The 25,680-nt window shown below is 68.6% G+C and carries 24 protein-coding genes; 7 read left to right on the forward strand and 17 right to left on the reverse strand.

Annotated features, from left to right (window positions below; translation table 11 throughout):
* Positions 1–8: 8 nt before the first annotated feature.
* Positions 9–959 carry a hypothetical protein gene (locus IPN47_18815; protein ID MBK9410054.1) on the forward strand — a complete coding sequence of 317 codons (951 nt, stop codon included), beginning with the start codon at positions 9–11 and terminating at the stop codon, positions 957–959.
* Positions 960–1,031: 72 nt separating this feature from the next.
* On the opposite strand, the gene IPN47_18820 is transcribed toward IPN47_18815, so the two are convergent.
* The 14 genes from IPN47_18820 to mnmG form a co-directional block, all read right to left on the reverse strand.
* On the reverse strand, positions 1,032–1,886 hold the full coding sequence (locus tag IPN47_18820) for a metallophosphoesterase family protein (protein MBK9410055.1): 855 nt from the start codon (positions 1,884–1,886) through the stop codon (positions 1,032–1,034).
* A gap of 5 nt (positions 1,887–1,891) precedes the next feature.
* Entirely contained in the window at positions 1,892–2,812 is a 921-nt protein-coding gene (locus IPN47_18825; GenBank protein MBK9410056.1) for an ABC transporter permease, read from the reverse strand.
* Complete coding sequence (locus tag IPN47_18830) at positions 2,809–3,879, reverse strand: ABC transporter permease (protein MBK9410057.1); 1,071 nt, start codon at positions 3,877–3,879, stop codon at positions 2,809–2,811. Before IPN47_18830 ends, IPN47_18825 begins: the two co-directional genes overlap by 4 nt.
* Before the next feature lies 1 nt (position 3,880).
* On the reverse strand, positions 3,881–4,357 hold the full coding sequence (locus tag IPN47_18835) for a hypothetical protein (GenBank protein MBK9410058.1): 477 nt from the start codon (positions 4,355–4,357) through the stop codon (positions 3,881–3,883).
* 87 nt (positions 4,358–4,444) lie between these two features.
* Entirely contained in the window at positions 4,445–5,593 is a 1,149-nt protein-coding gene (locus IPN47_18840) for an MFS transporter (protein MBK9410059.1), read from the reverse strand.
* Positions 5,594–5,715: 122 nt separating this feature from the next.
* Positions 5,716–7,200 carry an ATP-binding cassette domain-containing protein gene (locus IPN47_18845; protein ID MBK9410060.1) on the reverse strand — a complete coding sequence of 495 codons (1,485 nt, stop codon included), beginning with the start codon at positions 7,198–7,200 and terminating at the stop codon, positions 5,716–5,718.
* Positions 7,197–7,970, reverse strand: a complete 774-nt coding sequence (locus IPN47_18850; GenBank protein MBK9410061.1) for a Nif3-like dinuclear metal center hexameric protein — start codon at positions 7,968–7,970, stop codon at positions 7,197–7,199. The genes IPN47_18845 and IPN47_18850 overlap by 4 nt, the downstream gene beginning before the upstream one ends.
* A 2-nt stretch (positions 7,971–7,972) precedes the next feature.
* On the reverse strand, positions 7,973–8,884 hold the full coding sequence (locus IPN47_18855) for a BMP family protein (GenBank protein ID MBK9410062.1): 912 nt from the start codon (positions 8,882–8,884) through the stop codon (positions 7,973–7,975).
* Positions 8,885–9,133: 249 nt separating this feature from the next.
* Positions 9,134–9,580 (reverse strand): polymer-forming cytoskeletal protein, encoded by a 447-nt coding sequence (locus tag IPN47_18860; protein MBK9410063.1) that lies wholly within the window; start codon positions 9,578–9,580, stop codon positions 9,134–9,136.
* Between the two features lie 78 nt (positions 9,581–9,658).
* Positions 9,659–10,591, reverse strand: coding sequence for a ParB/RepB/Spo0J family partition protein (locus tag IPN47_18865; GenBank protein ID MBK9410064.1), 933 nt, complete (start codon positions 10,589–10,591; stop codon positions 9,659–9,661).
* 57 nt (positions 10,592–10,648) lie between these two features.
* Positions 10,649–11,458, reverse strand: a complete 810-nt coding sequence (locus IPN47_18870; protein MBK9410065.1) for a ParA family protein — start codon at positions 11,456–11,458, stop codon at positions 10,649–10,651.
* A gap of 419 nt (positions 11,459–11,877) precedes the next feature.
* Positions 11,878–12,558, reverse strand: a complete 681-nt coding sequence (locus IPN47_18875; protein MBK9410066.1) for an SIMPL domain-containing protein — start codon at positions 12,556–12,558, stop codon at positions 11,878–11,880.
* Between the two features lie 303 nt (positions 12,559–12,861).
* Positions 12,862–14,967, reverse strand: a complete 2,106-nt coding sequence (locus tag IPN47_18880) for a glycosyltransferase family 39 protein (GenBank protein MBK9410067.1) — start codon at positions 14,965–14,967, stop codon at positions 12,862–12,864.
* A gap of 61 nt (positions 14,968–15,028) precedes the next feature.
* Positions 15,029–16,963 (reverse strand): tRNA uridine-5-carboxymethylaminomethyl(34) synthesis enzyme MnmG, encoded by a 1,935-nt coding sequence (gene mnmG / locus IPN47_18885; GenBank protein MBK9410068.1) that lies wholly within the window; start codon positions 16,961–16,963, stop codon positions 15,029–15,031.
* A 196-nt stretch (positions 16,964–17,159) separates the two neighbouring features.
* On the opposite strand from mnmG, the gene IPN47_18890 reads away from it, so the two are divergent.
* A complete protein-coding gene (locus IPN47_18890) occupies positions 17,160–17,462 on the forward strand; it encodes a hypothetical protein (GenBank protein MBK9410069.1) in 303 nt (100 codons plus the stop codon).
* Positions 17,463–17,507: 45 nt separating this feature from the next.
* Here IPN47_18890 and IPN47_18895 read toward each other — a convergent pair whose 3' ends face one another.
* Positions 17,508–17,780, reverse strand: coding sequence for a hypothetical protein (locus tag IPN47_18895; GenBank protein ID MBK9410070.1), 273 nt, complete (start codon positions 17,778–17,780; stop codon positions 17,508–17,510).
* Between the two features lie 55 nt (positions 17,781–17,835).
* A complete protein-coding gene (locus IPN47_18900) occupies positions 17,836–18,897 on the reverse strand; it encodes an alpha/beta fold hydrolase (GenBank protein ID MBK9410071.1) in 1,062 nt (353 codons plus the stop codon).
* Between the two features lie 185 nt (positions 18,898–19,082).
* On the opposite strand from IPN47_18900, the gene IPN47_18905 reads away from it, so the two are divergent.
* The 5 genes from IPN47_18905 (at position 19,083) to IPN47_18925 (ending at position 24,156) form a co-directional block, all read left to right on the forward strand.
* The gene (locus IPN47_18905) at positions 19,083–19,430 is read left to right on the forward strand and encodes a transcription initiation protein (GenBank protein ID MBK9410072.1); all 348 of its coding nucleotides are present in this window, start codon (positions 19,083–19,085) and stop codon (positions 19,428–19,430) included.
* Positions 19,427–20,740 carry a sigma-70 family RNA polymerase sigma factor gene (locus IPN47_18910; GenBank protein MBK9410073.1) on the forward strand — a complete coding sequence of 438 codons (1,314 nt, stop codon included), beginning with the start codon at positions 19,427–19,429 and terminating at the stop codon, positions 20,738–20,740. Before IPN47_18905 ends, IPN47_18910 begins: the two co-directional genes overlap by 4 nt.
* Entirely contained in the window at positions 20,737–21,084 is a 348-nt protein-coding gene (locus IPN47_18915; protein ID MBK9410074.1) for an arsenate reductase, read from the forward strand. The genes IPN47_18910 and IPN47_18915 overlap by 4 nt, the downstream gene beginning before the upstream one ends.
* Positions 21,081–23,030, forward strand: a complete 1,950-nt coding sequence (locus tag IPN47_18920; protein MBK9410075.1) for an ABC-F family ATP-binding cassette domain-containing protein — start codon at positions 21,081–21,083, stop codon at positions 23,028–23,030. Before IPN47_18915 ends, IPN47_18920 begins: the two co-directional genes overlap by 4 nt.
* Before the next feature lie 97 nt (positions 23,031–23,127).
* Positions 23,128–24,156 (forward strand): TerC family protein, encoded by a 1,029-nt coding sequence (locus IPN47_18925; GenBank protein MBK9410076.1) that lies wholly within the window; start codon positions 23,128–23,130, stop codon positions 24,154–24,156.
* Positions 24,157–24,274: 118 nt separating this feature from the next.
* On the opposite strand, the gene IPN47_18930 is transcribed toward IPN47_18925, so the two are convergent.
* Positions 24,275–25,618, reverse strand: a complete 1,344-nt coding sequence (locus IPN47_18930) for an amidohydrolase (protein ID MBK9410077.1) — start codon at positions 25,616–25,618, stop codon at positions 24,275–24,277.
* Positions 25,619–25,680: the final 62 nt, after the last annotated feature.

Genomic DNA, 25,680 nt, shown 5'->3' on the forward strand with positions numbered 1-25,680 from the left:
TACTCGGCATGAGCCGTCGATCCGCGCGTGGACTGGTGCTCGGAGGGGTGTTGCTGCTGGGCGTCGCGTGCGACAAGCCGGCGCCGGCGCCGAGCAACGATACGGCGGCGGTCTCCCCCCCGCCACCTCGAGGGGTCACCACGCCCACGACGCCGATCGAGGCGCCGTGGGATTCGTCGGCAGGCCCTGTCTTCCTGGTCATCGGGCCCAATGCGACCACGGCGAGCGTGGTCTTTCCCGCCGTGGCGAGCGACGCGGAGGTGGATGCGTCGAAACTCGATGCCTCGCCGCTCAAGGGGACCGCGTATGACCTGCTGGCCAACGGTCGCGTGGTCAGCGGTGCCACGGTGAGCGGCGTCGTGCCGCTGGACGCGCCGGAGGAATGCTCAGGGTGGCCGCTCGTGCAGCTGTCGGATGTAAGTGCCGACACCGCCTCGCGCTCGTGGGTGGTGGGCTTCGAGCGGGGGAAGCTCTCCCCGATCGCCTACGATTCGATCACGGCCCTCTCCTCGTCTGACTCATCGCGCTTGGCGATGGAGGTCGCGCGCATTGCCTCGGCGGTACCGGGCGACACGGTGGCCGAGCTGCGCGGGCTCCCCTATCAGGTGCGGCGGGCGTACCGATTCGAGATCGCCCCGGGGGTGACCGGGTTGGTGGCGGAGGTGATGCGGACGCTGAATCAGGAGGCGAACCCCAAACAGGAGCATCTCCTGGTCATCGCCGAGCGTGACAGCACGAGCCGCGGACGCTTCGACATCGCCTACACCGAGCGTGCAGCCGGGGGCGAGGAGTTGATCGAATCGAGCGAGCTGCTCGCCATCGCGCGATTCGCCCCGACCCGCGACGTCGAGGTCCTGCTTGCGCGCTACGTGGGTGACGGCGTGGTGTACGCGTTGCTGGAGCGTGCCGGCGCGCGCCGCTGGCGCCTGCGCTGGACCAGTCCGTACGTGGGCTGCTGACACCATGCTCCACGCGCGCACGGCGCACGGGCGACCCGCGCGAGTGCTTGTGTGCTTGCGCCGCTTCGCGAACTAGTCGCGCGCCGCGCGCAGTGTAAGCACCACGACCTCTGGTGGGGCGCCAAACCGCAGCGGGATCTGCGTGCCGATGCCGCGCGACACGAATAGTCGGGCATGGGGATTGGGGACCCACCCGGCGGGGTGCTGGCGTGTGCAGACCTCCGAGCGGGTCACGAGTGCCCCGATCCACGGCAGGACCACCTGACCGCCGTGCGTGTGCCCGGAGAGTACGAGGTGCACGCCCGGGTGGGCGCAGTGCTGCACGGCGTCGGGGTGGTGCGAGAGGATGATGGTTGGCGTCTGGTGGTCGACGAGCGCCGCGACCGATGCGGTGCTCACCTCGCCTTCCCACAGGTCCGGGATGCCGACGACATGGAGCACCTGGCCATCGACGGCGAGCTCGAGGCGCTCGCCGCGCAGGACGCGCACGCCTAACGCTCCCAGCCAACTGGCCGTCTCGTCGGCGCTGGCGTAGTGATCGTGGTTGCCGATCACGGCGACCACGCCGTCACGGGCGCGCAACTTCTGTAGGGCCGGGCCGAGTTCGGCGTAGGTGCGCTGGTAGTACCGTCGCGACAGCCCGGGCATCATCCCCTCGGATGTCCCATAGTCGCCCAGCAGGACCACGAGGTCCGGCGCCTGCGAGTTGGCAAAGGCCACGGCGCGCTCCGCTCGCTCGAGGGGTTGTTGCGGGCCGTGATGAAAGTCGGTGAGGATGGCGAGGCGATAGCCCTCGAACGCCGGCGGGAGGTCCGGGATGGCGACGTCGTGCAAGGTCAGCCGCAGGTCACCCGGGGCGAAGGCGATTACGTGCCAGACGAGCGCGCCGAGCGCGATCGCGGCGAACAGGACGAGCGCGACCAGCATCAGCGTCAGGGCATCCCGAGGTCGCGGCGTCCCAATGCCGCCGGCGCGCGGACGCGGGCGGTCCCGGCGGCGAGCACCACCAGGGTGAGGGCATACGGGAGGGCGAGGAAGAGCTGGTACGGGAGCTGGCTGCCGGACGACTGGAAGAGGTACTGCAACGCGGTCGCGGCACCAAAGAGGAGCGCGGCCAGCGCCACCCCCACTGGTCGCCAGCGCCCGAGCGCGACGATCGCGATCGCAATGAAGCCGCGACCAGCCGACATCCCCTCGGCGAAGGTTCCCACCTGCGCCAGCACGAGCGACGCCCCCGCCATCCCGCCTAACGCACCCGCCACCAGCACGGCCCCCGCCTGCAGGTGGGCGGGCCGGATGCCCGCGGCCTCGGCGGCTTCCGGGTGTTCGCCGACGGCGCGCACGGCGAGGCCGAGGTGCGTGCGATAGAGGACCCACCAGACGAGGGCGATGAGCGCGTACAGGAGGTACGTGACGACCGGCTGCCGGAAGAGCGCCGGTCCCACGAAGGGGATGGCGCTGAACCCCGGGATGGCGAGTGGGCGCATGGTCGGGATGCTGAGCGCGGCGCCCGCGGTGCCGAAGACGGCGCGGTACAGTGTCCCCGTGAGCCCCAACGCGCCTAACGTGAGCGCGGTCCCGGTAATGATCTGGTCGGTGCGCAGCCAGACGACGAAGAGCGCAAAGATGAGTGCCGCCAGCATGCCGGCCGCGACTCCGGCAAGCAGCCCGGCGGTGACGCTTCCGGTGCTAGCCCCGACCACGGCCCCGAAGCACCCCGCGATGATCACCCCTTCGAGCCCCACGTTGATCACGCCGGCACGCTCCGAGACCGCCTCGCCCAGTGCCGCGAGGGCGAGCGGGGTGGCGGTACGCACCGTCGCCTCGAGGAAGGTGGTCAGGGCATCGGTCATGTCCCCACCTCCACGGCGCCGCGCACGCGCCGCGCGAGGACCGCTCGCGCGCCGACGATCGCGAGGATGATCATCGCTTCGACCACACTCACGAGGACGAGCGGGACTCCGGCGTCACGCTGCATGGCGGCTGCCCCGGCCTCCAGGGCGCCCAGCAGTACTCCGCTCAGCAGCACCAGCCCGGGATGCAGTCCGGCGAGCAGGGCTACTGCGATCGCCGTATAGCCGTAGCCCGGCGAGATATTCTCGTACAGTGCGTAGGTCACCCCCGCCACTTCCACCCCGCCGGCGAGGCCGGCGAGGGCCCCGCTCACGAGGAAGGCCCGGAGGCTGACGGCGGCCACATCGACCCCTCCGGCGCTGGCGGCCGCGTGCGGGTTGGCCCCAACGACACGCAGCCGGAAGCCGGCCGAGGTGTTGCGCACCGCGTGCCAGGCGATGAGCGCCGCGATCACGGCTACGGCGAAGCCGACATGCAGGCGCGTCCCCGGGATGAGCATCGGGAGGTGCGTGGCGGCCGGGAGCGACGACGACTGCGGATAGATGCGCGTCGGCTCCTGCAGCGGGCCACGCACGAGGTAGCCCACGCCGTACAGCGCCACGAAGTTCATCATGATCGTGCTGATGACCTCCAGCACGCCGAAGCGGCGCTTGAGCCAGGCCGGGACGGCAGCCCAGCCCGCACCCGCCGCCGCCGCGGCGACCAGGGCGAGGACCAGGGCGCCGGCGCCTAACGAATCTCCCCATCCCAGCGCCACCGCCGACGCGACCGCCGCCCCCGCCAGCAGTTGTCCCTCGGCGCCGATGTTGAGGATCCCCCCCTGGAAGGCCAACGCCACCGCCAGTCCCGTGAGGATCAACGGCGTTGCTCGCACCAGCGTGGCCGAGAAGACGGCGTACGAACTCCCGGCCGCGCCGCGGACGAGGGCGGTCAACGCGGAGGAGACGTCGAAGCCGCTCGCGGCAAGCACCGCCGCCAGCAGGGCGACGATGCCGAGGGCGAGGAGGACCGCGACCGAGAGGGAACCGGCGAACGCCGGCAGGCGCCCGGGCGCCGGAGCGCTCATGCTACGAGCGTCGCTTGAACACGCGGTACTCGACCACTCCCGTGTCGCACACGGTGCGCGCCTCGGAGTAGGGAATGGCAAAGTAGGTGTAGGCCCGCACGGTCGCCGTGCGGCCTTTGCAGCTGGCGGCTTTGGAGACGGTGCCGCGCGCGCCGATGCTGGCGGCGCCTGGCGCAGGGGCGGTCGCGCTGTCCACGCGCATCACCCGGAGCGCCTGCACGATCCCCAGTCGCTCCAGCGGGTGATCCCACAGCGACAATGCGGTGATCTTGGCCTGCTGCGCGTAGGCGCGCGAGGCGAACGGGACGAGGTCGAGTCCGTCGCCGATGACCCAGCGCGGGACCGCCGCCCCCAGCGTGAGCACCACCACCTTCCACCCGATGCTGATCCCGACGAGGATCATCCACGGCTTGACGCGCCGCGCAGCCTTGGCGGGCGGCGCGACCTTCGGCAGCGTCTGCGGAGTCGGGACAGGCATACGCGTGGATATTACTCGAATGACACGCGGACGAGCCAACGCGACAGCGCGGCAGGGTGTCCCGCTGTCACCAGAACATGAACGAGGTCAGCCGTGTCGCACTCGCCCGTGACGCTCCAGCGGACGCAGGCGCCACATGGCCCCAATGCCCAGTATCGGCCCGATCGCCAGCGGGAGATACGCCCATTCCCATCCCCACCAGGCGACCCACGTCGGGACCATCCGGATCGTGACCATCGTGAGCAGGAAGCCCGACGCGGTCTGCACGGTCACCGCCGTCCCGACGTAGTCCCCGGGCGAAAACTCGGTGACGGCCGCCGAGAACTGCGCCGAATCGGCGACGACCGAGGCGCCCCACACCAGAGAGATGACGATGAGCACGATGATCGGGGCACCAAGGGCCGGGCCGATCGCGATGGCGCAGGCACCGCTGATCGCCATCGCGACGATCGTGACGTTGCTGCGTCCTGCCGAATCGGCGATGCGCCCGGCCACCACTGAGCCGATTGCCCCTGCCCCGATCGACGCAAAGGCCATGGTGGGCGCGAGCCATCCGGGGGCGAGGTACCGCTCCACGGCCGCTCGCCAGAACAGGCCGATCGTGCTCCACATGGCGTACAGCTCCCACATGTGGCCGAGATAGCCGAGCGAGGCCAGGCGTGCCCCGCGATTTCGCAGCACCTGCCCGAGCGCCCGGGGGTCGAAGCGCGCCGAACGTCCCTGAAACGGGCCCTCTCGAACGAGCGTGCCAAACAGGACTCCTCCGATCGCGGCGCACGCAGCGGCGAGCAGGACGAGCGAACGCCACGCGGTGGTGGAGACGGTGAGCGCGAGCAGGTGCGGAACGGCCGACCCCAACGTCGTTCCACCAACCAGCGCGCCAATCGCGGTCCCGCGCCGTGTCGTGGTCCAGCCGGCGGCAAGCTTGATTCCCGGTGGGTACACGCCGGCCAGCGCGACGCCGACGGCAATTCGGAGCCCGACAGCGCCAGCGCCTCCGATGCCGGGGAGGACCAGCGCGGCCGTGGCCGCCGCGGCGAGAAAGGCACTCCACATCGCCAGTCGCGCCGGCCGCCAGCGATCGCTCAAGAGCAGCGCGGCGCTGACTGTGGAGCCGATGACGAAGCCCAGCTGGACCCCGAGCGTGAGCCAGATGGCGCTCCCTCCCGAAGCACCCACGCCCCACTCGGCCGCCATCGCCTGCGCGACCACGGTGGCGCTGAACCACGGCGACATCCCCAGGACGACGGCGAGCAAGAGGATGGAGAGCTGCGTCGCGACTCGTGCGCGCGCGGGCGGCAGCGCCGGCGGAGGAGACGCGGAGGGGGCGCCAGGAGCCGCGCTGACCGGCGCCACGACTACTCGGCGCCGAGCATCGCGCGGCCCACGGTCTCTCGTGTCGGCGGCACCACAGCGAGCAGTTGCCCTGCGTGCACGACGAACATGCGATCGGCGAGCCCGAGAACCTCATCCAGGTCGCTCGAGTAGAGTACGACGCCGCTTCCGTCGTCGGCCGCCGCGCGTAGCTGTTCGAGCACGGCGGCCGTGGCGCGGATATCGAGGCCACGCGTCGGGTTCTCGGCCACGACCATCGCCGGGCGATCGGCCAGCTCGCGCCCGAGCACCAGCTTCTGCTGGTTACCGCCCGAGAGTGCGCGCCCGGCGGCGCCGGCGCCTGGCCCCCGTACGTCGAAGCGCTCGATCACCTTGGCGGTGGCGGCGCGCAGAGCGGACCACGGCATGCGCCCCCGCCGCGCGCCAAGCCCTCGCAGCGCGACGTTTTCGACGAGCGACATGTCGAGGACCATCGCATCGCGGTGACGATCCTCGGGAATGAAGGCGATGTTCGCCGGGAGCGTCAGGTGGCCGCTCGTGGGAGCGAGCCGCCCGGCAAGGAGTCGCAGGAGTTCGTGCTGTCCCGACCCTTCCACCGCGGCAATGCCGACGATCTCTCCCGAGTGGACGTCGAGCGAGGCGTCGCGCAACGCGACGCCTCCGCGCGAATCGGCGACGCTGACGGTGCGCAGCGATGCGATGACCGTCTCCGCGCCGAAGTCCTGCGGGGCCGTGTGCTCGGCCACTCCCTGGCGCGGAGCCGCCGCACGTGTTGCCGCGGCGGTGGCGCCGGCGCCGGCGTCCTCCCCAAGGAGGGCCGCGACGAGCGTTGGTTCATCGAGCGTGCGCGCGGCACCGGAGCGCACGGTGCGCCCCCGTCGCAGGACGGTCACGTCGTCGGCCACCGCGAGCGCTTCGCGCAGTTTGTGCGTGATGAGGACTACGGCTCGCCCTTCGTCGCGAAAGCGGCGTACCCAGCGCATGAGCTCATCGGCTTCCTCGGGGGCGAGCACGGCGGTGGGTTCGTCGAGGATGAGCAGCCGCGCATCGCGGGCGAGCGCCTTGACGATCTCGAGCCGCTGTTGCGCGCCCACCGGGAGCGTCTCGACACGGGCGGACGGGTCGAGCACGAGCCCGGTGCGCTCGCCGAGGCGGCGCACGCGATCGGCCGCCGTGGCCGCGTCGTACCGGCCGCGCATGCCTAACGCCACGTTCTCGGCGACGGTCATCGCCGGGACGAGCGTGAAGTGCTGGTGGACCATCCCCACGCCGCGCGCGATCGCATCGGCGCTGGAGCGAAAGTGCGCCGGCGCTCCAAAGACGCGCAGCGACCCTGCATCGGGGCGCTGCATGCCGTAGGCGATGCGCATGAGCGTCGTCTTCCCTGCCCCGTTTTCCCCGAGCAAGGCGTGCACCGTTCCCTCGCGCACCTGCAGCGATGCGCCGGCGAGTGCCTCGATCGCGCCGAACGACTTGTGGAGCTGGTCGATCTCGAGGGCCAGGGTCACGACCCGGTCGGCAGGAACAGGAAGGTGGTCGGCAGGTCGAACTGCTCGCCGACCACGTCGGCGAGCGCGCAGACGCCAAGCGTCTCGGTGGCGTAGTGACCGGCGTAGATGATCACCACGCCGGCGTCGGCCGCATCGACGGTGGTGTGGTGCGGTCCCTCGCCGACGATGAGCGTGTCGATGCCGCGCGCCTGCGCGTCGCGGATCTCCTTCGAGCCCGCCCCCGCCCCCGTGATGATCGCCCAGCGCTGCGTCTGGCGTCGCTCGTCCATCCACGAGGCACGGGCGCGCCCGCCGAACTTCGTGGCGAACGCGTCGGCGCGCGCGAGCAGCTCGGCGGTCGTGAGCGACGTCTCACCCGCGACACCGATCGGGACCCCCTCGTAGGCGCCAAAACGCTCGGTCGGCTCGAGCCCGAGCGCGGCGGCGAGGCGGGCATTGTTGCCGAGGAGCGGATGTGCGTCGAGCGGGAGGTGCGAGGCGTACACCGCCACGTCGTGCTGGATGAGTCGGTGCAGCCGCTCGTATACCTGACCGGTGATGCGCTGCGCACCGCCCCAGAACATCCCATGGTGCAGGATGAGGAAGTTGGCGTCGGCGGCGAGCACCGCGTCGATCGTGCGTCCGGAGAAGTCAACCGCGGCCGCGACCCGTCGCACGGGACCGCGATGATCCAGCTGCAGTCCGTTGAGCGCCCCTGGGTAGTCGGGAAAGGCGCGCGACTCCAGCAGTTCGTCGAGCCAGACGGCGATGTCGGCGGCGGAAGTCATCGTTAGGGGGTGGGCGGGAAAGGGCGCCCCGGTTCGATCTTGATCCTCCCCGCGGCGATCCCGGCCTTGACCGAGTCGACGGCGACGAGCACCGCAGGCGGGATCGCCGACTTCAGGGCCTCGTTGAGCTCGAGACGCACGGCATCGGCATTCGACCCCATCGGTACAACGCGCGGCACGAAGGTGCCGGCCGCAATGTCGCGCGCGACGGAAAGGAAGGCATGCGGAACGTCGACCACCACGCTCCCCACGACGACCTCAGGGGCGACGGCGTTCTGGTTGGAGTTGGACCCGAACACGTACGTCTTTCCCGATTCACGCGCCGCCTGAAAGACGCCGAGCCCCGCCGCATCGGCGTTCTGGAACAGGACATCCGCCTTGCGTGCGATCTGCGCGAGCGCCTGCTCCTTTCCTGCGCTCGCGTCTTCCCATGAGCCGATGTACGAGACGAGGACCTGCACATTCGGGTTCACGGCTTTGGCGCCGTCGGCGAAGGCCTTGAAGGAGTCCTTCACCGGTGGGAGCTCGGTGCCGCCGATGGCGCCGATGACGTTCGTCTTCGTCATCGCGCCGGCGATCATCCCGGCCATATAGGAAGGCTCCTCAAAGGCGAACCGAATGCCAGCCAGGTTTGGGCCGCTGGTGTTCCCCGACGTCGTCACGAAGATGGTCTTGGGGAACTCCGGGGCCACACGCCCTGCCGCGTCCTGGAACTCGAAGCCGTGGCCAAAGACGATGGTGTAGCCCTGGGCGCCGTAGAGCCTGAAGTTCTCCTCGAACTCGGCTGGCGTCTTGGTCTGAATGTGGCTGACAGCGGCGCCGAGCGAATCGCGGATGCGCATCAGTCCGGCGTAGGCGCTCCCGTTCCAGGACTGATCGGAGATCGGCCCGGGGGTCAGGAGGGCGACGCGCATGGTGGGCGCTGCCGTGGAGTCGGCGGTGGCGCCACCCTTCTCCCCCGATCCGCTGCATGCGGCGAGCGCGAGGGTGATCGCCGTGTGGACGACGATGTGGAGACGTGTGGAAAATCGCGACGCGCTCACAGCGAAAACCTCGGGAAGATGTTCGGTCCGTGGGAGATGTGCCGATGTAGAGAAACAGATGCTCCCCGGACGTACCCACGTTGGGCTACCGAGGGCGCCAACCCCCTTCCCTCCGTCGGGCTACCCCTCGGCGACCAGTCCCATGGCGGGTTGTCCGGCGGCCGGGGTGTGGCGGGCGATCGCGGCCGGGTCACCCATGCGCACGTTGCCGTTGATGGTGCCGCCTTCGTACACGACCATGCTCTTGGTAAGGATGTCGCCTTCCACGCTGGATGTTCCCTGAACTTCCACGCGTTCGCTCGCGACGACGTTCCCGACGACCGTGCCGCCGAGGATGGCATCCATGGCGTGGATGTCGCCGTGGATCGTGCCGCCCTTGCCGAGCAGGAGCTGCCGTGCGCCGCGTACCGACCCTTCGACGACGCCTTCGACCTTGATGACGCCGCTGCTCTCGATGTCGCCGACGACGCGCATGCCGCTGCCGATCACGGACATCGAGGATTCGGCGCTGCCGGAGTCAAGTCGGGTGGCCGGGCGATCGCCGGCGGTCTTGTTGAAGATGGCCATGGGAGGTGGTGCGGGCGTGGGGTCGCGGGAGTGAGGGAGGGACGGCCAGCGGGGGGGGGGCGAGCGCCGCGGCAGTCGTTAGGCGTCGTCGAGCGAGCGCCCGAGGATCGTCTCGAGCAGGCGATGGAGGTCGTCGGCCGAGTAGAAGCGAACGGAGATGTCGCCCTTCGACTCGCCTTCGACGGTGATGCGCACGTCGGTTTGGAGGTGCCGTCGCAGGAGTTCGGTGAGGCGACGCAACTCGGCCGACTGCGCGTCGCGCGGGCGGTCGGCGGCGGGGCGCCCGGTCTTGGGGCGCGCTGCATCGGCCGGGCGTGCCTCTTGGGCAATGCGCTCGGCTTCGCGCACGGAGAGTCCGCGCTCCACCACCTGCCGGGCCGTCTCGAGCATGAGGCGCTCGTTGGGCATGGCGAGCAGCGCGCGGGCATGGCCTAACGAGATCACCCCTTCGCGCAGGAGGCGCTTGATGCCCTCCGGCAGCTGCAACACGCGCAGCAGGTTGGCGACGGTCGAGCGATCCTTGCCGACGGCCTCGGCGACTTGCTGCTGCGTGAGGGCGAACTCCTCGATGAGGCGCTGGAAGCCGAGGGCCTCGTCGAGCGGGTTGAGGTCGGCGCGCTGGAGATTCTCGATGAGGGCGAGCGTGAGCATCTCGCGGTCGTCGAGTGTCTTCACGATGGCCGGGATCTCGCCCCAGCCCAGGCGGGTGGCGGCGCGAAAGCGCCGCTCGCCGGCGACGAGTTCAAAGCCCCCCTCGGCGCGTTCGCGCACGGTGACCGGCTGGAGCAATCCGCTGGCGCGGATGGAGTTTTCGAGGTCGGTGAGTTCCTCGGGCTTGAACTCGCGGCGGGGCTGGAACGGGTTGGGGCGAATGTCGGCGATCGGGATGGTGCGATAGGGCGTGGGCGCTGCAGGGGCAGTCTCGGAGGCGGCGACCGGGACCTGCGGGGCGCCCGCGGCGGCGATCAGGGCTTCGAGCCCTCGTCCAAGGCGACGCGGTTTTTCGGTCATGTTGCCGTCGAGGGCCATGTGGAAAGACGTCTGGAGTATCGAGAAGGGGAAATCTCGCTAAGCCTGGCGAGGCTTATCATCGGCGCCAGCGGAAACATGCGTTCCCAGTCGCTGTATAACCTCTTTTGCAGCACTGAGATAGGCGACTGCGCCGACGGATCCGACATCGTAGACGATGATTGGCTTACCGAAGCTCGGGGCTTCGGCGAGGCGAACGTTTCTAGGGATGACGGCGTCGAAGACCTTCGGGCCAAAGTACGCTCGGGCGTCGCCGGCAACCTGGCGCGAGAGGTTCAGGCGGGCGTCATACATCGTGAGCAGGACGCCGTCGACGACAAGGAGCTCGTTGAGGGCGCGCTGTACGAGTTGGATGGTGTTGAGGAGTTGGCTCAACCCCTCGAGCGCGAAGTACTCGCACTGGAGTGGAATGAGGACCCCGTTCGCGGTCGCCAGCATGTTGACCGTGATCAGCCCCAGCGACGGGGGACAATCGATGAGGACGAAGTCGTAGTCGTCGCGGACTTGGTCCAGCGCACGTCGCATGGCGTGCTCGCGATGCTCGACATCCACGAGTTCGATTTCAGCTGCCGCGAGATCCGCGGTGGCAGGCATGAGATCGAGGGAGCGGAACTGGACTGAGCGAATGATGGCGTCGCGTGTGGGAGCGAGGGCCAGCAGTGCATCGTACGTGGTGCGCTTGATCTCGCCTCTGTCGACGCCGAGTCCGCTGGTCGCGTTCCCCTGCGGATCCGCGTCGATGAGCAGTGTTCGCTGTTCGGCTGCGGCGAGCGCTGCTGCCAGGTTCACAGCGGTGGTAGTCTTGCCGACGCCTCCCTTCTGGTTTGCGACGGCGATGATTCTTGCCACGAGTGCGATGCCGGGGATTGGCGTGGTGGGAGTGCGAGGGGGCGGAATATCGCCTCGACCGCGGGATGGTGCCAGCGGTTTCACGTGAAACATCCGCCACCTCGGGGCTCAACAGGCGGGCTAGGCGGAAGGCAGATCCGACGGCGCACCGCTCAGACTGAACGTGGGCACGTTTCACGTGAAACGCGCGCGGGAGATACCCACAGAGCACCGTACTGTGAAAGCGAGACTTACGGGATCTGTCCACACGCCGAAAACGGGCGCAGGTATGTGAGGAGCGCAGATACCCTCAGGCACGAAGGGCCCGCGCACCTCGCGCGGGCCCTTCCCTCCTTCAGGCCAGAAGTTCGCCGAATTCGGCGATCGGCCCCTCTTTGGCCACTCGAATCGGGACGCCTCTCCCGACGCTCGGACAGCGCCTAGCGCGCCGGTACGAAGGTCCAGCGCGTGGTCACACTTACCGTCACCTTCTGCTCTCCCACCGCAACCGGCGTCTCCGCCCCTTCGGCTACCGCCATGGCCGCCATTCGCACGTTCGAATCGAACATCGGACGGGGGCCTCCAGCATCATTCGCCGAGATCTCGATTGGCGTGCCGAGTGACCCTCCCGCGGCACGGGCCATCACTTCCGCATCTGCCTTGGCTCGCGACACCGCACTTTCCAGCGCCGTGCGCCGAATGGCTTCGTACTTCGTCGAATAGTAGCGGAGCCCCCCAACGGCGTTCGCGCCGGCGCCCAGTGCGACATCGATGTACGTCCCGACCTGACCGATCTTCTGCACGTCCACGACAACGGAGTTGCGGGCGATGTATCCCACCACCTGTCGCTGGCCGTTGTCGTAACGCTCGTCAGGGCCTACCGAGTAGCCCGACGTCGTCATGTGCTCAGCCAGGACCCCCTTTGCCCGGAGCGCCGCAATCACGGCCGTTTGAATGCGCGCGTTCTCGGCCCCCGCGCCGGCAGCCGTGGGCGCACGCGTCTCGACCGAGAGGTAGATCATCCCTCGATCGGGAATGATGGTCGCCTCGCCAACGCCAGACGCGATGATCTGGGGAGGAGCCTGTGGTGACGACTGTGCGGTGCTGCTCAACGGAGTCATTGCCAATGCGATAGCAGAGAGGGTGGGCACGGCGGCCAGAACGCGGAAACGGCGGAGAAGAGTCATAATTAGTGCCTATGTGATACTAAATGGGTCGACGCAACCGTACGGTTCGATCGGTCTGGCGTCACCCTATGGTACAATGATCTGTAAGCAACGGTCCGAAGTCGCGCCGAGGTCTTCCGTACGAGGGATGGATGGGTGGGTGCGTCTCGCCTGCCGTCGTTTGGTGCGACGTGTCGTGTGGACGGCCGGGATTCCGTCAGGTGCAATCCAGCGACCCGCGCCGAAGCACGCGCACGGCTAGTCCCGTCCGGAGCCCAGGCCCGAGGGGACGCCGCCAAGTGGTGTCGCGGACTGCCAGTCGTTGGCCAACGAGTCCGGCCGCAGGCGCTCGAGCACGAACTCGGCGCCGATCTCGCTGGACGCGGGACGCAGCAGGTAGAGCGGGCGCCCCGGGTACTGCTTGATGAGCAGCGTGTCACGCGCGTGGAGGTCGCGCGCGAAGACGTTGCTCCTGGACGGATACGCGAGCGTCGACGTGGCCAGCGTGAAGCCGGCGCGATCCTCGACAAGGCGCTTGGCGCAGTCGTCCGAGTATGTGCTTCCCGGGAGGCCACGCAGCCACTTGTCGGGAGAGAGAATGCCGGTCTGCAAGCGGGCAGAATCGCCGGCCATGGCTTGCAACTGACGGTAGGCGTCCTGGTCGCGCACGTTCGATCGTTCGAGCTCACGTAGTGCCCCGTCGAGGACGCAGGCATCGACCGCGCGGTAGATCGACTCGGTCTGGCTGCGCGTGACTCCGAGGGCCCACATGCGGGCGATCATCTGGGCCCCCCACGCTTCGCGGACGAAGACGATCGCGTTACGCACCCCCTGTCGTTCCGCGAGCGCATCAAAGTCGACGCGCATCGGGAGGAAGCCGCTCTTGTACTGGAGCGCCCGGTACGGGACGCTCATGAACGCGGCGATGACGAGGGCGCTGAGCGTCGCGAAGCCGACGCCACGATGCAGCAGTTCGCGCGAGGGAAAGCGCTCACGCAGTGCCGACGGCAAGCGCGCGCTCCACAGGACCAGCGCCGGGACGAGCAGAACGAAGTAGCGCGGTCCGAGATAGATGCCGTCGCCCCAGTAGGCGAAGTAGAGCGTGATCACGACGGCGCCGGTCGCCAGCAGGTATCGATCGAAGCGCTGCACCCGCGGGATGGCGAGCAGGGCAGCGATGGGGACGAGGAGCGACGGTCCCGGGAGCTCGAAGAGGTTGGTCTGAAGGCGCAGGAAATAGAGGTTGATGAGCTCAAGTCCGCGCGCCGGGGTGTGAGGCGCTCCCCAAGGCGATTCGTGAAAGCCGAGTCCGTGGCTCTTTCCCCAGAGCAGCTCGAAGGGGAAGGTGAGGGGATGCCCGGTCAGCTGCCGGTTGTACCAGAGCACTCCGAGCAGCGGGATGGCGATCGCGACTCCGGCGGCGAGCAGCTCGGGGAGGCGCGAGGGCCGCTTGACGGTGCGCCACAGCATCCAGATCCCGGCGGGGACGGCGAAGGAGATCGCGTCCATCGGGCGCATGGAGGCTGGGAGGCCAAGCATGAAGCCAGCGAGTGCGGCCCACCCGATGTGGGTCGCTTCGTCCTCGGTCTGCCGCACGAGCGCATACATCGCGACGAGCAGGCAGGTCATCACCGGCACGTGATTCATGTACGAGCCGGAGAGGAAGACGACAAAGGGAGAGAACGCAAAGAGCAGGGTGGCGGCCAACGACACGGCCGGTCGCGTTTCGATGCGACGCGCGAGCCCCCAGAAGACGACGGCTGAGGTGGCGCCGAGGAGTGGGTGGGTGAGCCAGGGGACGCCGAGGAGGATCCCCGGAAGGAGGACCAGCGGCCCCCCCGGCGGGAAGTGCGTGAAGTACTTCCCGCCGAAGTCGATCACGTGCAACGCGCTGAAGAACTCCGGATGACGCGGTGGATCGATCCAGAGCTTCCCCTGCGCGAAGATGCGCGCGTTGAGAAACGTGTCGATCTCGTCGATGAGGAGCGGGCGCCCGGAGAGAACCCAGAGCGCGGCGAAGAGGTAGACACCGAGTGCGACGCCAAAGAGCAGGACACCGGTGCGTGCCGGCCGAGCGTGGGCGACGCGCACGACGCCGGCGAAGAAGCCGGGACGCCAGAGTGGTGCGCGCCGCGAGAGAATGGTCAGGACGGCGGCACACCCGGCAACGATGAGCAGGCCGTTGAGCCACTCACCCATGAAGTGGCCGTAGTTCTCGAAGGCATGCCCGCCCTCGATCCAGTTGGCAAACGGGACGAAGCCGAGAATCGCCATGACCAGCGCCGCGAGTCGCATCGCGGCAATCGCCAGTTGGGGGCGCCCGCGCGGGCGCGACGACGGGGAGGGCGAGTGGTCTGCAGGCATGAGGGAGATGGGTGCCCGCGACCCGGGCTTCACGTCACGCGGCGCGATGGGTGCGCCACCCTCAGGACGCGCTGTCGGCCTTCCCCGCAACGCGGCGGTGGCGCTCCACTTCGAGCACGAGATTCTGCAGGTCGTTGGGGGAGACGCCAGGGATGCGCGAGGCCTGTGCAAGCGAACGAGGGCGCTGCATGGCGAGCTTCTGCCGTGCCTCGAACGAGACCGATTGCATGGACTCGTAAGGCAAGTCGAGTTCGAGGGCGAAGTGCCCCATGCGGCGCATCTTGTCGGCCTGCACGCGCTCGCGCTCGAAGTAGCCGGCGTACTTGATCTGCAACTCCGTCGTGACGACGGCGTCGAGGGCGATGTCGCCGCCCACTCCAGTGAGCGCGAAGAGATCGCGGAGCTGCACGTCCTGCCGGCGCGCGAGCTCGACGACCTTGAGGGAGTGCGCGATGGGGCTGCCCCCCGTTCCGGCGAGGTGCGGATTCGCCTGCTCCGGGCGAATGCTGGTCGCGGTGGCGAGGCGCATGGCGCGGTCCTCGTCGTCGAGGCGCCGCGCGACAATCGCCGCCTCTCCTTCTGTGAAGAGGGCGCGCTCGAGGGCTATTGGCGCGAGGCGCCTGAGGGCGTTGTCCTGTCGCACCGTGAGCCGGAACTCGGAACGCGACGTGAAGAGCCGGTACGGCTCGTCCACACCCCGGTGGACGAGGTCGTCGACGAGGACGCCGATGTAGGATGTCTCGCGCCCGAGGTAGAGCGGTTCCCTGCCGGTGGCCGCGAAGGCGGCGTTGAGGCCGGCGACGACTCCTTGACCAGCCGCCTCCTCGTAGCCCGTGGTGCCGTTGATCTGCCCGGCGAAATAGAGTCCGGCGACGGCGCGCACCTGCAGCGAGGCATCGAGCTGCGTCGGCGGGAAATAGTCGTACTCGATCGCGTAGCCTGCGCGGGTCATGCGCACGTTCTCAAGCCCAGGAATCGTGCGCAGGACCTCGAGCTGGACCGGGGCGGGGAGCGAGGTCGACATCCCGTTGACGTAGAGCTCGGCGGTGTCGTGCCCTTCGGGCTCCAAGAAGACCTGGTGTCGCTCGGCGGCAGGGAATCGGACGATCTTGTCTTCGACCGACGGACAATAGCGCGGGCCTCGCGACGCGATAGCGCCGCCGTACATCGCCGACTTCGCGATGTTCTCTTCTACGATCTTCTTGCCAGCATCGCCGAGGTACGTAATCCAGCAATCGAGCTGCTCAGGGTGTCTTGTGCCGCTGTTGTGGCGCCTAGGCGTCTCCCAGAAGTGAGACCATGAGTAGTCGAAAAGTTCGACTTCACTTCCCTGCCGTTCGAGCGAATGGATGCTGACGCTGCGGCCGTCGATGCGCGGCGGGGTCCCTGTCTTGAATCGCCCGACCTCGAGTCCCGACCGCTCGAGCTGCTCGGCCAGATGCAGGGCGGCCCCTTCGCCCGCGCGGCCGCCGGAGATCCTCGTCTCCGTCCCGATATGGATCCGGCCGCGCAGGAAGGTCCCGGCCGTGATGACGATGGCGCGGGCGCCAAATCGGCGCCCTTCGAGTGTCTCGACCCCGTAGACGGTTCGCCCGGCATCGTCCATCAGGAGGCGCGCGACCGTCCCCTGAATGGTCTGCAGCCCCGGATGCTGCTCGATGAGGGAGCGAACGGCCCGACGATACAGGCCTCGGTCGCACTGGGCGCGTGGGGCCCAGACGGCGGCCCCCTTTCCGCGATTGAGCATGCGGAACTGGAGCATGGCGAGGTCGGTGGCCCGGGCCATGATCCCGCCGAGTGCGTCGACTTCGCGAACCACCGTCCCCTTCGCCACGCCGCCGATGGCGGGGTTGCACGACATCTGGCCAATCGTCTCGAGCGCGCTCGTAATGAGCGCGACGCTGGCACCGGCACGGGTGGCGGCGACCGCGGCCTCGGTTCCGGCGTGGCCGGCCCCGACGACGATGACATCGAAATCCTGCTCGTGAGCGGACATACCGTGATGAAGCTAATCCTGCCTCCCGCTTACACCCACCGGGATGCGGAGTTAGAGTGCCGAGCGATCCGGACGTCGCATCGATCCCATGCGATTGCCGCGCAGTGTGTGAGCGCGCGCGTCTGCGTGCGTGTCCTTGCGTGTACGCGCGCCAGTGGGCGCGCCGCCTGAACCAGACCTTCAGCCGATTGCCCCGATGCCGCTCTATCTCCCCGCTGGCCATCCGGCCCTGATCATTCGCAAGGACGCGTTCGAGCGGAGCGGGTTGACCCGCGCGGCGATCGACGAGCGGCTTGGGCTGACCGCCGACGAGTTTCGCGTGGAAGGGGCGCTGGTGTGCATCGGTCCCATCCCGGAGGACGATGCGATGCAGGACCTGATCGCCGACCTTGAAGACGCCGGACTGACGTACTTCGAGGACTTCTTCGAACTCACCGGCAACTGGCCCGATTGGCTCGACGTACACGTGATGGCGCGTCGCGAGGGGCCACCATCGTAAGGCGCTCGGCGTGTGCGGCCGAGTGGCACGGGATGGGGGACGTGCCTAACGCTTCCCGGTGAACTGTCGCGAGGGGGTCGGTTCGGAGAGCGGCCCCCGGCGCAGCAGGCCGTGCCACCCGCAGGTGATGCACCAACTCTTCCGGAACCAGGGGAGGATGCGATCGAAGAGCACCGACTCCACGCGTAGCGTGGGGTGATCGCAGTTGGGGCAGCGGTCGCCGCGCGGCAGGATGAAGAGGAACGCCACGGTCGCGACGACGAACCGAAGGACGACGAGTCCTCCGAAGATCGCGACAAAGAGCAGGGCGTCACTCATCGGCACATCACGAGAGGAGAAGTCGAGGGGAAGCGCGCGACCGGCGCCACCTATCCTAACGTCCGAAGGGAGAACCCTCCATAGCGCTGCGTGCCTGCGTGCCGGCCATGGCAAGCTGGGCCGCGGCGAATTCAGGGATGCGGCGCTCCATGTAGTACGTGACACGTGCCGGGCTTCGCCCTTCGACGAAACCGACGTGGCCGCCACGCGCGGGGAACTCGAGGTGGAGCGCGGGGTTGCCGGCGGCGATCCGGGCCACGTCGTCGAGGACATCCGGGGGATGGAAGGGATCGTCCCGGGCGCTCAGGAGGAGTGTGGGGACGCGGATGTCCCGGAGGTACCGGATCGACGAGGAGCGATAGTAGTAATCGGCGGCGTCGCGAAAGCCGTGGACGACCGAGGTGAAGGCATCGTCGAACGACCAGAGCGAGCGGGCGGCGAGGACGCGTGCCGGGTCGGCGATGCCGGGGTGCTGGCGAATCTTCTCGACGGCCTTGCTCCGGAGCGACTTGAGGAAGTTCCAGGCGTAGACGCGCGAGAGGCCGCGGTCGATCTGCGCGCAGGAGCGCGCGAGGTCGAAGGGGGCCGAGACGGCGACGGCGGCCTGCACGCGTCCCACCGCGTCGCGCCCTTGCTCGCCCAGCCACTTGAGGAGGACGTTCGCGCCTAACGACACGCCGGCCAGGATGAGCGGCGTGCCCGGGCGCTCATCGAGGAGGCGCCCGACGACGTGCGCGAGGTCGGTGGTCTCGCCCGAGTGGTAGGAGCGTGGCGCGCGATTGAGTTCGCCGTTGCAGCTCCTGAACAGGAGGAGATTGGCCTGCCACCCGGCGCGTTGCGCCTCGCGGAGTGTCCCGGCGGCATAGTGCGATCGCATCGATCCCTCGAGCCCGTGGAGCAGCAGGAAGGTCGGGGCGGTTGGGGGAGCGGCAAGGCGCATCAGGTCGAGCACGTCGCCGTCCGGGGTGTCCCATCGCTCGATGCGCGCATCCAACGGCGGCGGCGTGCGGAAGAACTTCCCCCACATCGTGCTCGCGTGGGGGTTGGTGAGCCACCACGCCGGGCGAAAGGCGGAGTCCGAGGCGGGGACGGGGAGTGGACGGAACGGCGACGACACAGCGAGGTTTGGCGAGCGCGATGAAGAGCGAAGCAGCGAGGGACGGCCTTTCCCGTGATCCGCCGCGGGTCCCCTTTGGGGCGACCCATCAGGGACGATGTCGAGTACAGGCGCCGCCATCCGTCAATCGGAGTGAAGGCGATCGCATGGTGCGGTCGTTCCCACCGTCATCCATAGAGGACCCGATGGCCAAGTATATCCTGCTCCTGCACGAGAACCCGGCGAACTACACCGACCTGGGCCCCGCCGACATGCAGGCGATGATCGAACGCTACTCCGCGTGGGGGCGCTCGATTGCCGAGGCCGGGAAGATGCACTCCGGCATGAAGCTGGGGGACAACGGCGGCTGGCACATGCGCCGCGGCGGTTCCGGGATTGCCGTCACCGATGGACCGTACGCCGAGGCGAAGGATGTGGTGGGCGGCTTCTACGTGATCGAGGCGGCCGACGATGCCGAGGCGCAGTCGATCGCTGGCGGGTGTCCGCACCTGGAGCGCGGGTGGATCGAGATTCGCCCCATCGATATCGGGTGAGCGAGGTGCGCACCGGCCCGACCGAGGGAGAGGCAGCTGGCGGCGACGATTCGGTTCAGTTGCTCGTCGCCAACCTCTTTCGCCGGTCGGCCGGTGCAATCGTGGCGGGGCTCGCGAGGCGCTACGGACTGGAGCAGTTGGCGATGGTCGAGGACGCGGTGCAGGACGCCCTCCTCGAGGCACTGCGTCGTTGGCCGTTCGAGGGGGTGCCGCGCGAACCGGCGGCGTGGCTGCGCACCGTGGCGGAGCGAAAGGCGCTCGATGTGCTGCGCCGTGGCGCGGTGCTGGAGCGAAAGCTGGCGGTCGCGATGGATCCGGACGACACGGCCGATGCGGACCGTGTTCGCGGGGACGACGCGGGCCTCTTCGATGATGACGTACTGGGGATGCTGTTCGCGTGTTGCACGCCGGCGCTGGAGCGCGAGGCCGCGGTGGCCCTCACACTATCGGTGGTGGCCGGCTTCACGGCGCGAGAAGTAGCGCAGGCCTTTCTCGTGAGCGAGGCGACGATGGCGCAGCGCCTGGTGCGTGCCAAGCGTCGGCTGCGGGAGAGCGGCGCGCGCGTCGTGATTCCCACTGATGCCGAGGAACTGGCGACGCGTCTTCCGCGCGTGCTCGGCGTCGTCTACCTGATGTTCAACGAGGGGTACGACGCCACCGAAGGGGACGCGCTGGTGCGCGAAGACCTCTGCGGCGAGGCGACGCGGCTGGCGCTGCTGTTGGCCGATCATCCGGCGACGACCACCCCGGAGGTCCACGCGTTGGCGGCGCTACTGCTGTTCCAGCTGGCGCGGCTGTCCTCACGGACGGAGGGGGATGGAGCGCCGGTCCTGCTCGAATCGCAGGATCGCACGCGCTGGGACCGCAGGTTGATTGCGGAGGGCTTTCGGCAGTTGGAGAAGGCGGGGCGCGGCGATCGACTGACCTCGCTGCACCTGCAGGCGGAGATCGCGTCGCGGCACTTGCTGGCGGTCCAGTTCGACCAGACCGACTGGGATGGGCTGCTGCGGGCGTACGACCTCTTGCTGGAGTGCGAGCCGACGCTGGTGGTGCGCGTGAATCGCGCGGTGGTGGTGGGGCAGCGGTTCGGCGCCGCCGCCGCATTGCTGGCGCTGGAGGAGGCGTCGCGCGACCCGGCGGCGAGTGGCTATCGCTGGTTCTTCGCGGTGCGTGGGCACTTCCGCGCCAAGGCGGGGGATGCGGAGGGGGGGCGACAGGATCTGCGGCGTGCGTCGGCACTCACGCGCAGCACGCCGTTGGTACGCTGGCTGGAGGAGCGCCACGCGGCCCTGTTAGACTCCTCTGCATGATGGAAGTGCAAATATTCGGCACCAAGAAGAGTGCGGACACCCGAAAGGCACTGCGGTTCTTCGCCGAGCGACGTATCCGGACCCATTTCGTCGATCTGAACGAACGGGGGGCGTCGCTGGGGGAGTTGAAGCGCTTTGCGCAGAAATTCGGGGTTGAGGCCCTCCTCGACCGGGAGTCGAAACGCTTCCAGGAGCTCGGCTTAGGGGTTGCGCGCTATTCGGACGACCGCTGGCTGGAGAAGCTGGTCGACGAGCCCATGATGCTGCGCGTCCCGCTCACGCGCTGTCAGCACAAGCTCACGATCGGGCTGGCCGAGTCCGCGTGGAAGGAATGGACGGCATGACCCAGTTCTCGTTCAACGGAATTGGTGTCTCGTTCGGCGCGACGACGATCCTGCGCGACGTCACGTTCACGGTCGCGGCGGGGGAGAAGTGGGGGGTGATCGGGCGAAACGGGTCGGGGAAGACGACGCTCTTCCGGATGCTCACCGGCGAGCAGAGCCCGTCGACGGGGACGATCGCCAAGACGCCGAACCTGCGCTTCGCCGTCCTGGACCAGCACCGCGAGTTTGCCGGGGTCACCACGGTGTGGGGGGCTGTGGCCGATGCCTTCCGCGACCTGATCGACCTGGAGGCCGACCTGGCGCGGCAGGCCGATGCGTTGGCGCACGCGGGTGAGCAGGTCACCGAGCAACAGCTCAAGCGATATGCGCTGGACCTGGAGCGATTCGAACACGAGGGGGGGTACAGCTACATCACGCGCGTGGACACCGTCCTCACGGGGTTGGGGTTCGACCCGGAGCAGGCGCGTCACGAAGCGTTGTCGCACCTGAGCGGCGGCGAGCGCGGACGGGTGGCGCTCGCGCGGCAGCTGGTGATCCCCGCCGACGTGATGCTGCTCGACGAGCCGACCAACCACCTGGATCTCGAGACGACGCGCTGGCTCGAGGAGTACCTGCGCAACACGAACGAGACGGTCCTGGTGATCTCGCACGACCGCGCCTTCCTGGACCGCGTGGTCGACCACGTGTTGCACCTGGAGGACCTGTCGGCGGTGCCGTACGACGGCGGCTACGCGCACTTCGTGCGACAGCGCGAGGAGCGCCGGCTGTCGTTGCAGCGGGCCTTTGACAAACAGTCGAAAGCGATTTCCCGGGAAGAGGACTTCATCCGGCGCAACATCGCCGGGACGAACTCCAAGCAGGCCAAGGGGCGTCGCAAGCGCCTGGATTGGTTGCCGCGCCTGAGCCCACCGCCCGACGACGAAGGCGCCATGGCGGTGCGCTTCGCGTCCGGAGAGCGCGGGGGCGACCAGGTGGCGATCTTCGAGCATGCGACGGTGAAGATCGGCGATCGCGTGCTGCTCCAGGACTTCACCGGGTGGGTACGTCGCGGCGACGTGGTGGGGCTCATCGGGCCGAACGGGGCGGGGAAGACGACGCTCCTCAAGGCGCTGTTCGGCGAGCGACAACTCGCCTCGGGCGAGATTCGCATGGGGGGCGGGATCCAGGCGACGATGTACCGCCAGGACTTCGCCAACGTGCCGCGCCACAAGACGCTGTATGACATCATTGGCGACCTGCGCCCCATGTGGGAGCGCGGGGCCATCCAGGGACACTTGGGGATGGTGCAGTTTTCCGGCGACGAGGTCATGCGCTCGGCGTCGTCGCTGTCGGGGGGGGAGTTGGCGCGCGTGGCGTTGGCGATGATGATGCTCGAGGGGGCCAACCTCCTCGTCTTCGACGAGCCAACGAACCACCTGGACGTCGAATCGATCGAGCAGCTCGAAGATGCGATCGAGCGCTTCGCCGGGACGGTGGTGCTGGTGAGCCACGACCGGGAGCTGCTGCGCAAGCTGGTGACGCGGGTGTGGGAACTCCGGGACGGGAAGATCCGCGCCTTCGACGGCGACTTTGCCGAGTTCGAGGAGGCGCGGGAACGCGAGGAGCAGGATCGTGCCGCGCGTGTGGCAGCGGCGGCGGCCGAGCGCCGTGCGCAGGAGAAGATCGAAGCCAAGAAGCGAACCGAGAGCGACTCGAAGCAGCGGGGCAATGCGCGCGACATCCGCCGCAACGCTGAGCGGGCCGAAGGTCGGGTCACGGAGCTGGAGCAGAAGGTGGCCGAGCTCGACGCCGCGCTCGCCGATCAGGAGCTGTACTCGCGCCCGAATGGGCGCGCGCACGCCACTGCCCTTTCGCGAGAACTTGCCGAAGTGAAGGCGTCGCTGGCCGACGCGATGGCGACCTGGGAAGCCGCGCTGGTCGCGGCCGAAGCGCTGGATGCCACGTGAGCGGCGGACGTCGACTCCGTCAAGAAACCCACGGGACGCGCGTCGGACGCACGCCGACCCGACGCTGACCTAACTCGATTCAACCAGGGGTATTCCCATCAATCCCGAACTCTGGGCGTGGGGCGGCTTTCTCGCCTTTGTCCTGCTCGTCCTTGCCATCGACCTCGGGGTCCTCAACAAGAAGGCCCATGTCGTGACCATCCGGGAGGCGCTCCGCTTCACTGCGGTGGTGGCCTTCCTGGCGGTGTGCTTCGGAGGGCTCGTCTACGGGCTGTACGAGCACCACTGGCTGGGGCTCGGCCTGCAGGTGGACAAGCTCGATGGCGTGATGAACGACGGGCGTCTGGCGGCGGTGAAGTTCTTCACGGGCTACGTGATCGAGCTGTCGCTCTCGGCGGACAACGTCTTCGTCATCGCCATGATCTTCCAGTACATGCGGGTGCCGCCGCTGTACCAGCATCGCGTGCTGTTCTGGGGGATTCTCGGTGCGCTGGTGATGCGCGGGGCGATGATCCTGTTGGGCGCGTCGCTCATCGCGCGCTACCACTGGATCCTCTACCTCTTCGGCGTCTTTCTTGTCTACACGGCGATCAAGATGCTGGTGACGCGCGAGGAGGAACACGAAGGGGACGCGCCGGCCGACGGTGTCGTCCTGCGGCTGCTGCGCCGCGCCTTCCCGATCACCCCGACGTACCACGAGCAGCACTTCGCCATTCAGCAGGACGGGCGGTGGGTGCTCACACCGTTGGCGGTGGCGCTGGTGCTGGTGGAGACGACGGACCTGATCTTCGCCGTCGACTCGATTCCGGCGATCTTTGCCATCACGACCGACCCGTTCCTCGTCTTCACAAGCAACGTCTTCGCCATCCTTGGCCTTCGGTCGCTGTACTTCGCGCTGGCCGGGGCGATCGAGAAGTTCCGCTACCTCAAGGTGTCGCTGGCGGCCATCCTCGGGCTGGTGGGGGTGAAGATGTTGGTGGCCGACCTGCTCAAGGACTACCTCGGGCCGAACTTCAACTTCTGGCTGCTGGGGATGGTGGCGGCGATTCTCGCGGCGGGGGTCATTGCGTCGTGGGCGCGCGCGCGGCGGGACGCGGACGCTCGGCACGACATGCCGTCGGACTAGCGGCCACCGTACGACGGGTCGTCCGCGCACCGGCGACCCGTCGTGCGATGGCGTGTCGCCTGCCGATATCGCCTTCCGATGTCGCCCCGGGGGCGCATCCGAGCGGCGTTGCACCTGGTCAGGGTTGCACCTGCGCGCCCAACGCGAGGAAGTCGACGGCCACGCTGGACATGAGGCGCACGCCGACGCGAAGCGCCTGCTCGTCGGCGAAGAAGAGCGGCGAGTGGTTGGCGGCGACGGTGCGCGGGTCCTTGCCGGCGGGGGTGACGCCGAGCGAGAAGAAGAAGCCGGGGACCTTCTCCAGATAGCGCGAGAAGTCCTCGCCCGCGGTGCCGGGGCGCGACTCGACGGTCTTGTCGGCGCCGACCACGCGCTGCAGCGACGGGAGCATGCGCCGGGCGAGCGCCGTGGTATTCACGGTCACGGGGTAGCCGAGTTCGATCTTCACATCGGCGGTGGCGCCGGCGCTCTGGGCAATCATCTCGGCGGTGCGCGTGAGGCGCTGGTGGATCTCGGTGCGCATCTGCGGGTCGAGGGTGCGCACGGTCCCGATCATCCAGGCGCTGTCGGGGATGATGTTCTCGCGCAGGCCGGAATGGAACGCGCCAACGGTGAGGATGGCTGGCGCCGTGGTGAGGTCGGACTGGCGGCTAATGATCGTCTGCAGGCCGAGTACGATCTGCGAGCCGACGACGATGGGGTCGACTCCGGCCGCCGGGTAGGCGCCGTGGGTCTGCTTGCCGTGGACGACGATGCGAAAGATGTCACCGGCGGCCGCGGTGGCGCCGCCGCGCCAGGAGACGCTGCCTAACGGCCCGGGGCCGACGTGCAGCCCGAAGATGGCGTCGACCTTGGGATTCTCGAGGACGCCAGCCTCGATCATGGGTCCGGCCCCGCCCACCGGCGGCGCTTCCTCGGCGGGCTGGAAGATGAACTTCACCGTGCCCGGTACGGATGCCTTCATCCCGGCGAGAACCTCGGCGGTCCCCATGAGGATGGCGACGTGGTTGTCGTGTCCACAGGCGTGCATGACGCCGGTCTCCTGCCCATTGTAGACCGCGCGCACGGTGCTCTTGAACGGGAGGTCGACGAGTTCGGTGACCGGGAGGGCGTCCATGTCGGCGCGGAGCGCCACCACCGGCCCCGGCTTTCCGCCGCGCAGCACCCCCACGACTCCGTTCCCGCCAACGCCGGTCTGCACCTCGAGCCCCAGCGCCTTGAGGTGATCGGCGACGAGCTTGGCGGTCCGCACCTCCTGAAAGGAGAGTTCGGGGTGCTGGTGAATGTCCCGGCGCCAGGCGACGACCTTGGTCTCGATCTCCCCGGCGTGGTTGTCGATCGCGGTATGGAGCGCCTGGAGGGCGGGCGTCTGGGCGCTGAGTGGTGTGGAGAGCGCAACGAACGGTGCGGCGAGGGCGATGGCGGCGGTGGCGTACTGGGCGAGGCGAAGCGAACGGAGCATGCGGGACTCTCGGGTGGATGGACTGCTGGTCTCCCCGAAGAATGCCGAGAGGTGGCGGTGCG

It is taken from the genome of Gemmatimonadota bacterium, assembly GCA_016719105.1.
Classification (GTDB): Bacteria; Gemmatimonadota; Gemmatimonadetes; order Gemmatimonadales; family Gemmatimonadaceae; genus SCN-70-22.

What these genes read in the sequence shown, in the direction of transcription:
- IPN47_18905 (MBK9410072.1), top strand. Translation starts at nt 19,083, where the DNA reads ATGGCCAAGTATATCCTGCTCCTGCACGAGAACCCGGCGAACTACACC.
- IPN47_18830 (MBK9410057.1), bottom strand. Translation starts at nt 3,879, where the DNA reads ATGAGCGCTCCGGCGCCCGGGCGCCTGCCGGCGTTCGCCGGTTCCCTC.
- IPN47_18840 (MBK9410059.1), bottom strand. Translation starts at nt 5,593, where the DNA reads ATGTCGCCGTGGTTCAGCGCCACCGTGGTCGCGCAGGCGATGGCGGCC.
- IPN47_18820 (MBK9410055.1), bottom strand. Translation starts at nt 1,886, where the DNA reads ATGCTGGTCGCGCTCGTCCTGTTCGCCGCGATCGCGCTCGGCGCGCTC.
- IPN47_18850 (MBK9410061.1), bottom strand. Translation starts at nt 7,970, where the DNA reads ATGACTTCCGCCGCCGACATCGCCGTCTGGCTCGACGAACTGCTGGAG.
- IPN47_18835 (MBK9410058.1), bottom strand. Translation starts at nt 4,357, where the DNA reads ATGCCTGTCCCGACTCCGCAGACGCTGCCGAAGGTCGCGCCGCCCGCC.
- IPN47_18915 (MBK9410074.1), top strand. Translation starts at nt 20,737, where the DNA reads ATGATGGAAGTGCAAATATTCGGCACCAAGAAGAGTGCGGACACCCGA.
- IPN47_18895 (MBK9410070.1), bottom strand. Translation starts at nt 17,780, where the DNA reads ATGAGTGACGCCCTGCTCTTTGTCGCGATCTTCGGAGGACTCGTCGTC.
- IPN47_18855 (MBK9410062.1), bottom strand. Translation starts at nt 8,884, where the DNA reads ATGCGCGTCGCCCTCCTGACCCCCGGGCCGATCTCCGATCAGTCCTGG.
- IPN47_18865 (MBK9410064.1), bottom strand. Translation starts at nt 10,591, where the DNA reads ATGACCGAAAAACCGCGTCGCCTTGGACGAGGGCTCGAAGCCCTGATC.
- mnmG (MBK9410068.1), bottom strand. Translation starts at nt 16,963, where the DNA reads ATGTCCGCTCACGAGCAGGATTTCGATGTCATCGTCGTCGGGGCCGGC.
- IPN47_18930 (MBK9410077.1), bottom strand. Translation starts at nt 25,618, where the DNA reads ATGCTCCGTTCGCTTCGCCTCGCCCAGTACGCCACCGCCGCCATCGCC.
- IPN47_18815 (MBK9410054.1), top strand. Translation starts at nt 9, where the DNA reads ATGAGCCGTCGATCCGCGCGTGGACTGGTGCTCGGAGGGGTGTTGCTG.
- IPN47_18825 (MBK9410056.1), bottom strand. Translation starts at nt 2,812, where the DNA reads ATGACCGATGCCCTGACCACCTTCCTCGAGGCGACGGTGCGTACCGCC.
- IPN47_18880 (MBK9410067.1), bottom strand. Translation starts at nt 14,967, where the DNA reads ATGCCTGCAGACCACTCGCCCTCCCCGTCGTCGCGCCCGCGCGGGCGC.
- IPN47_18890 (MBK9410069.1), top strand. Translation starts at nt 17,160, where the DNA reads ATGCCGCTCTATCTCCCCGCTGGCCATCCGGCCCTGATCATTCGCAAG.
- IPN47_18875 (MBK9410066.1), bottom strand. Translation starts at nt 12,558, where the DNA reads ATGACTCCGTTGAGCAGCACCGCACAGTCGTCACCACAGGCTCCTCCC.
- IPN47_18860 (MBK9410063.1), bottom strand. Translation starts at nt 9,580, where the DNA reads ATGGCCATCTTCAACAAGACCGCCGGCGATCGCCCGGCCACCCGACTT.
- IPN47_18920 (MBK9410075.1), top strand. Translation starts at nt 21,081, where the DNA reads ATGACCCAGTTCTCGTTCAACGGAATTGGTGTCTCGTTCGGCGCGACG.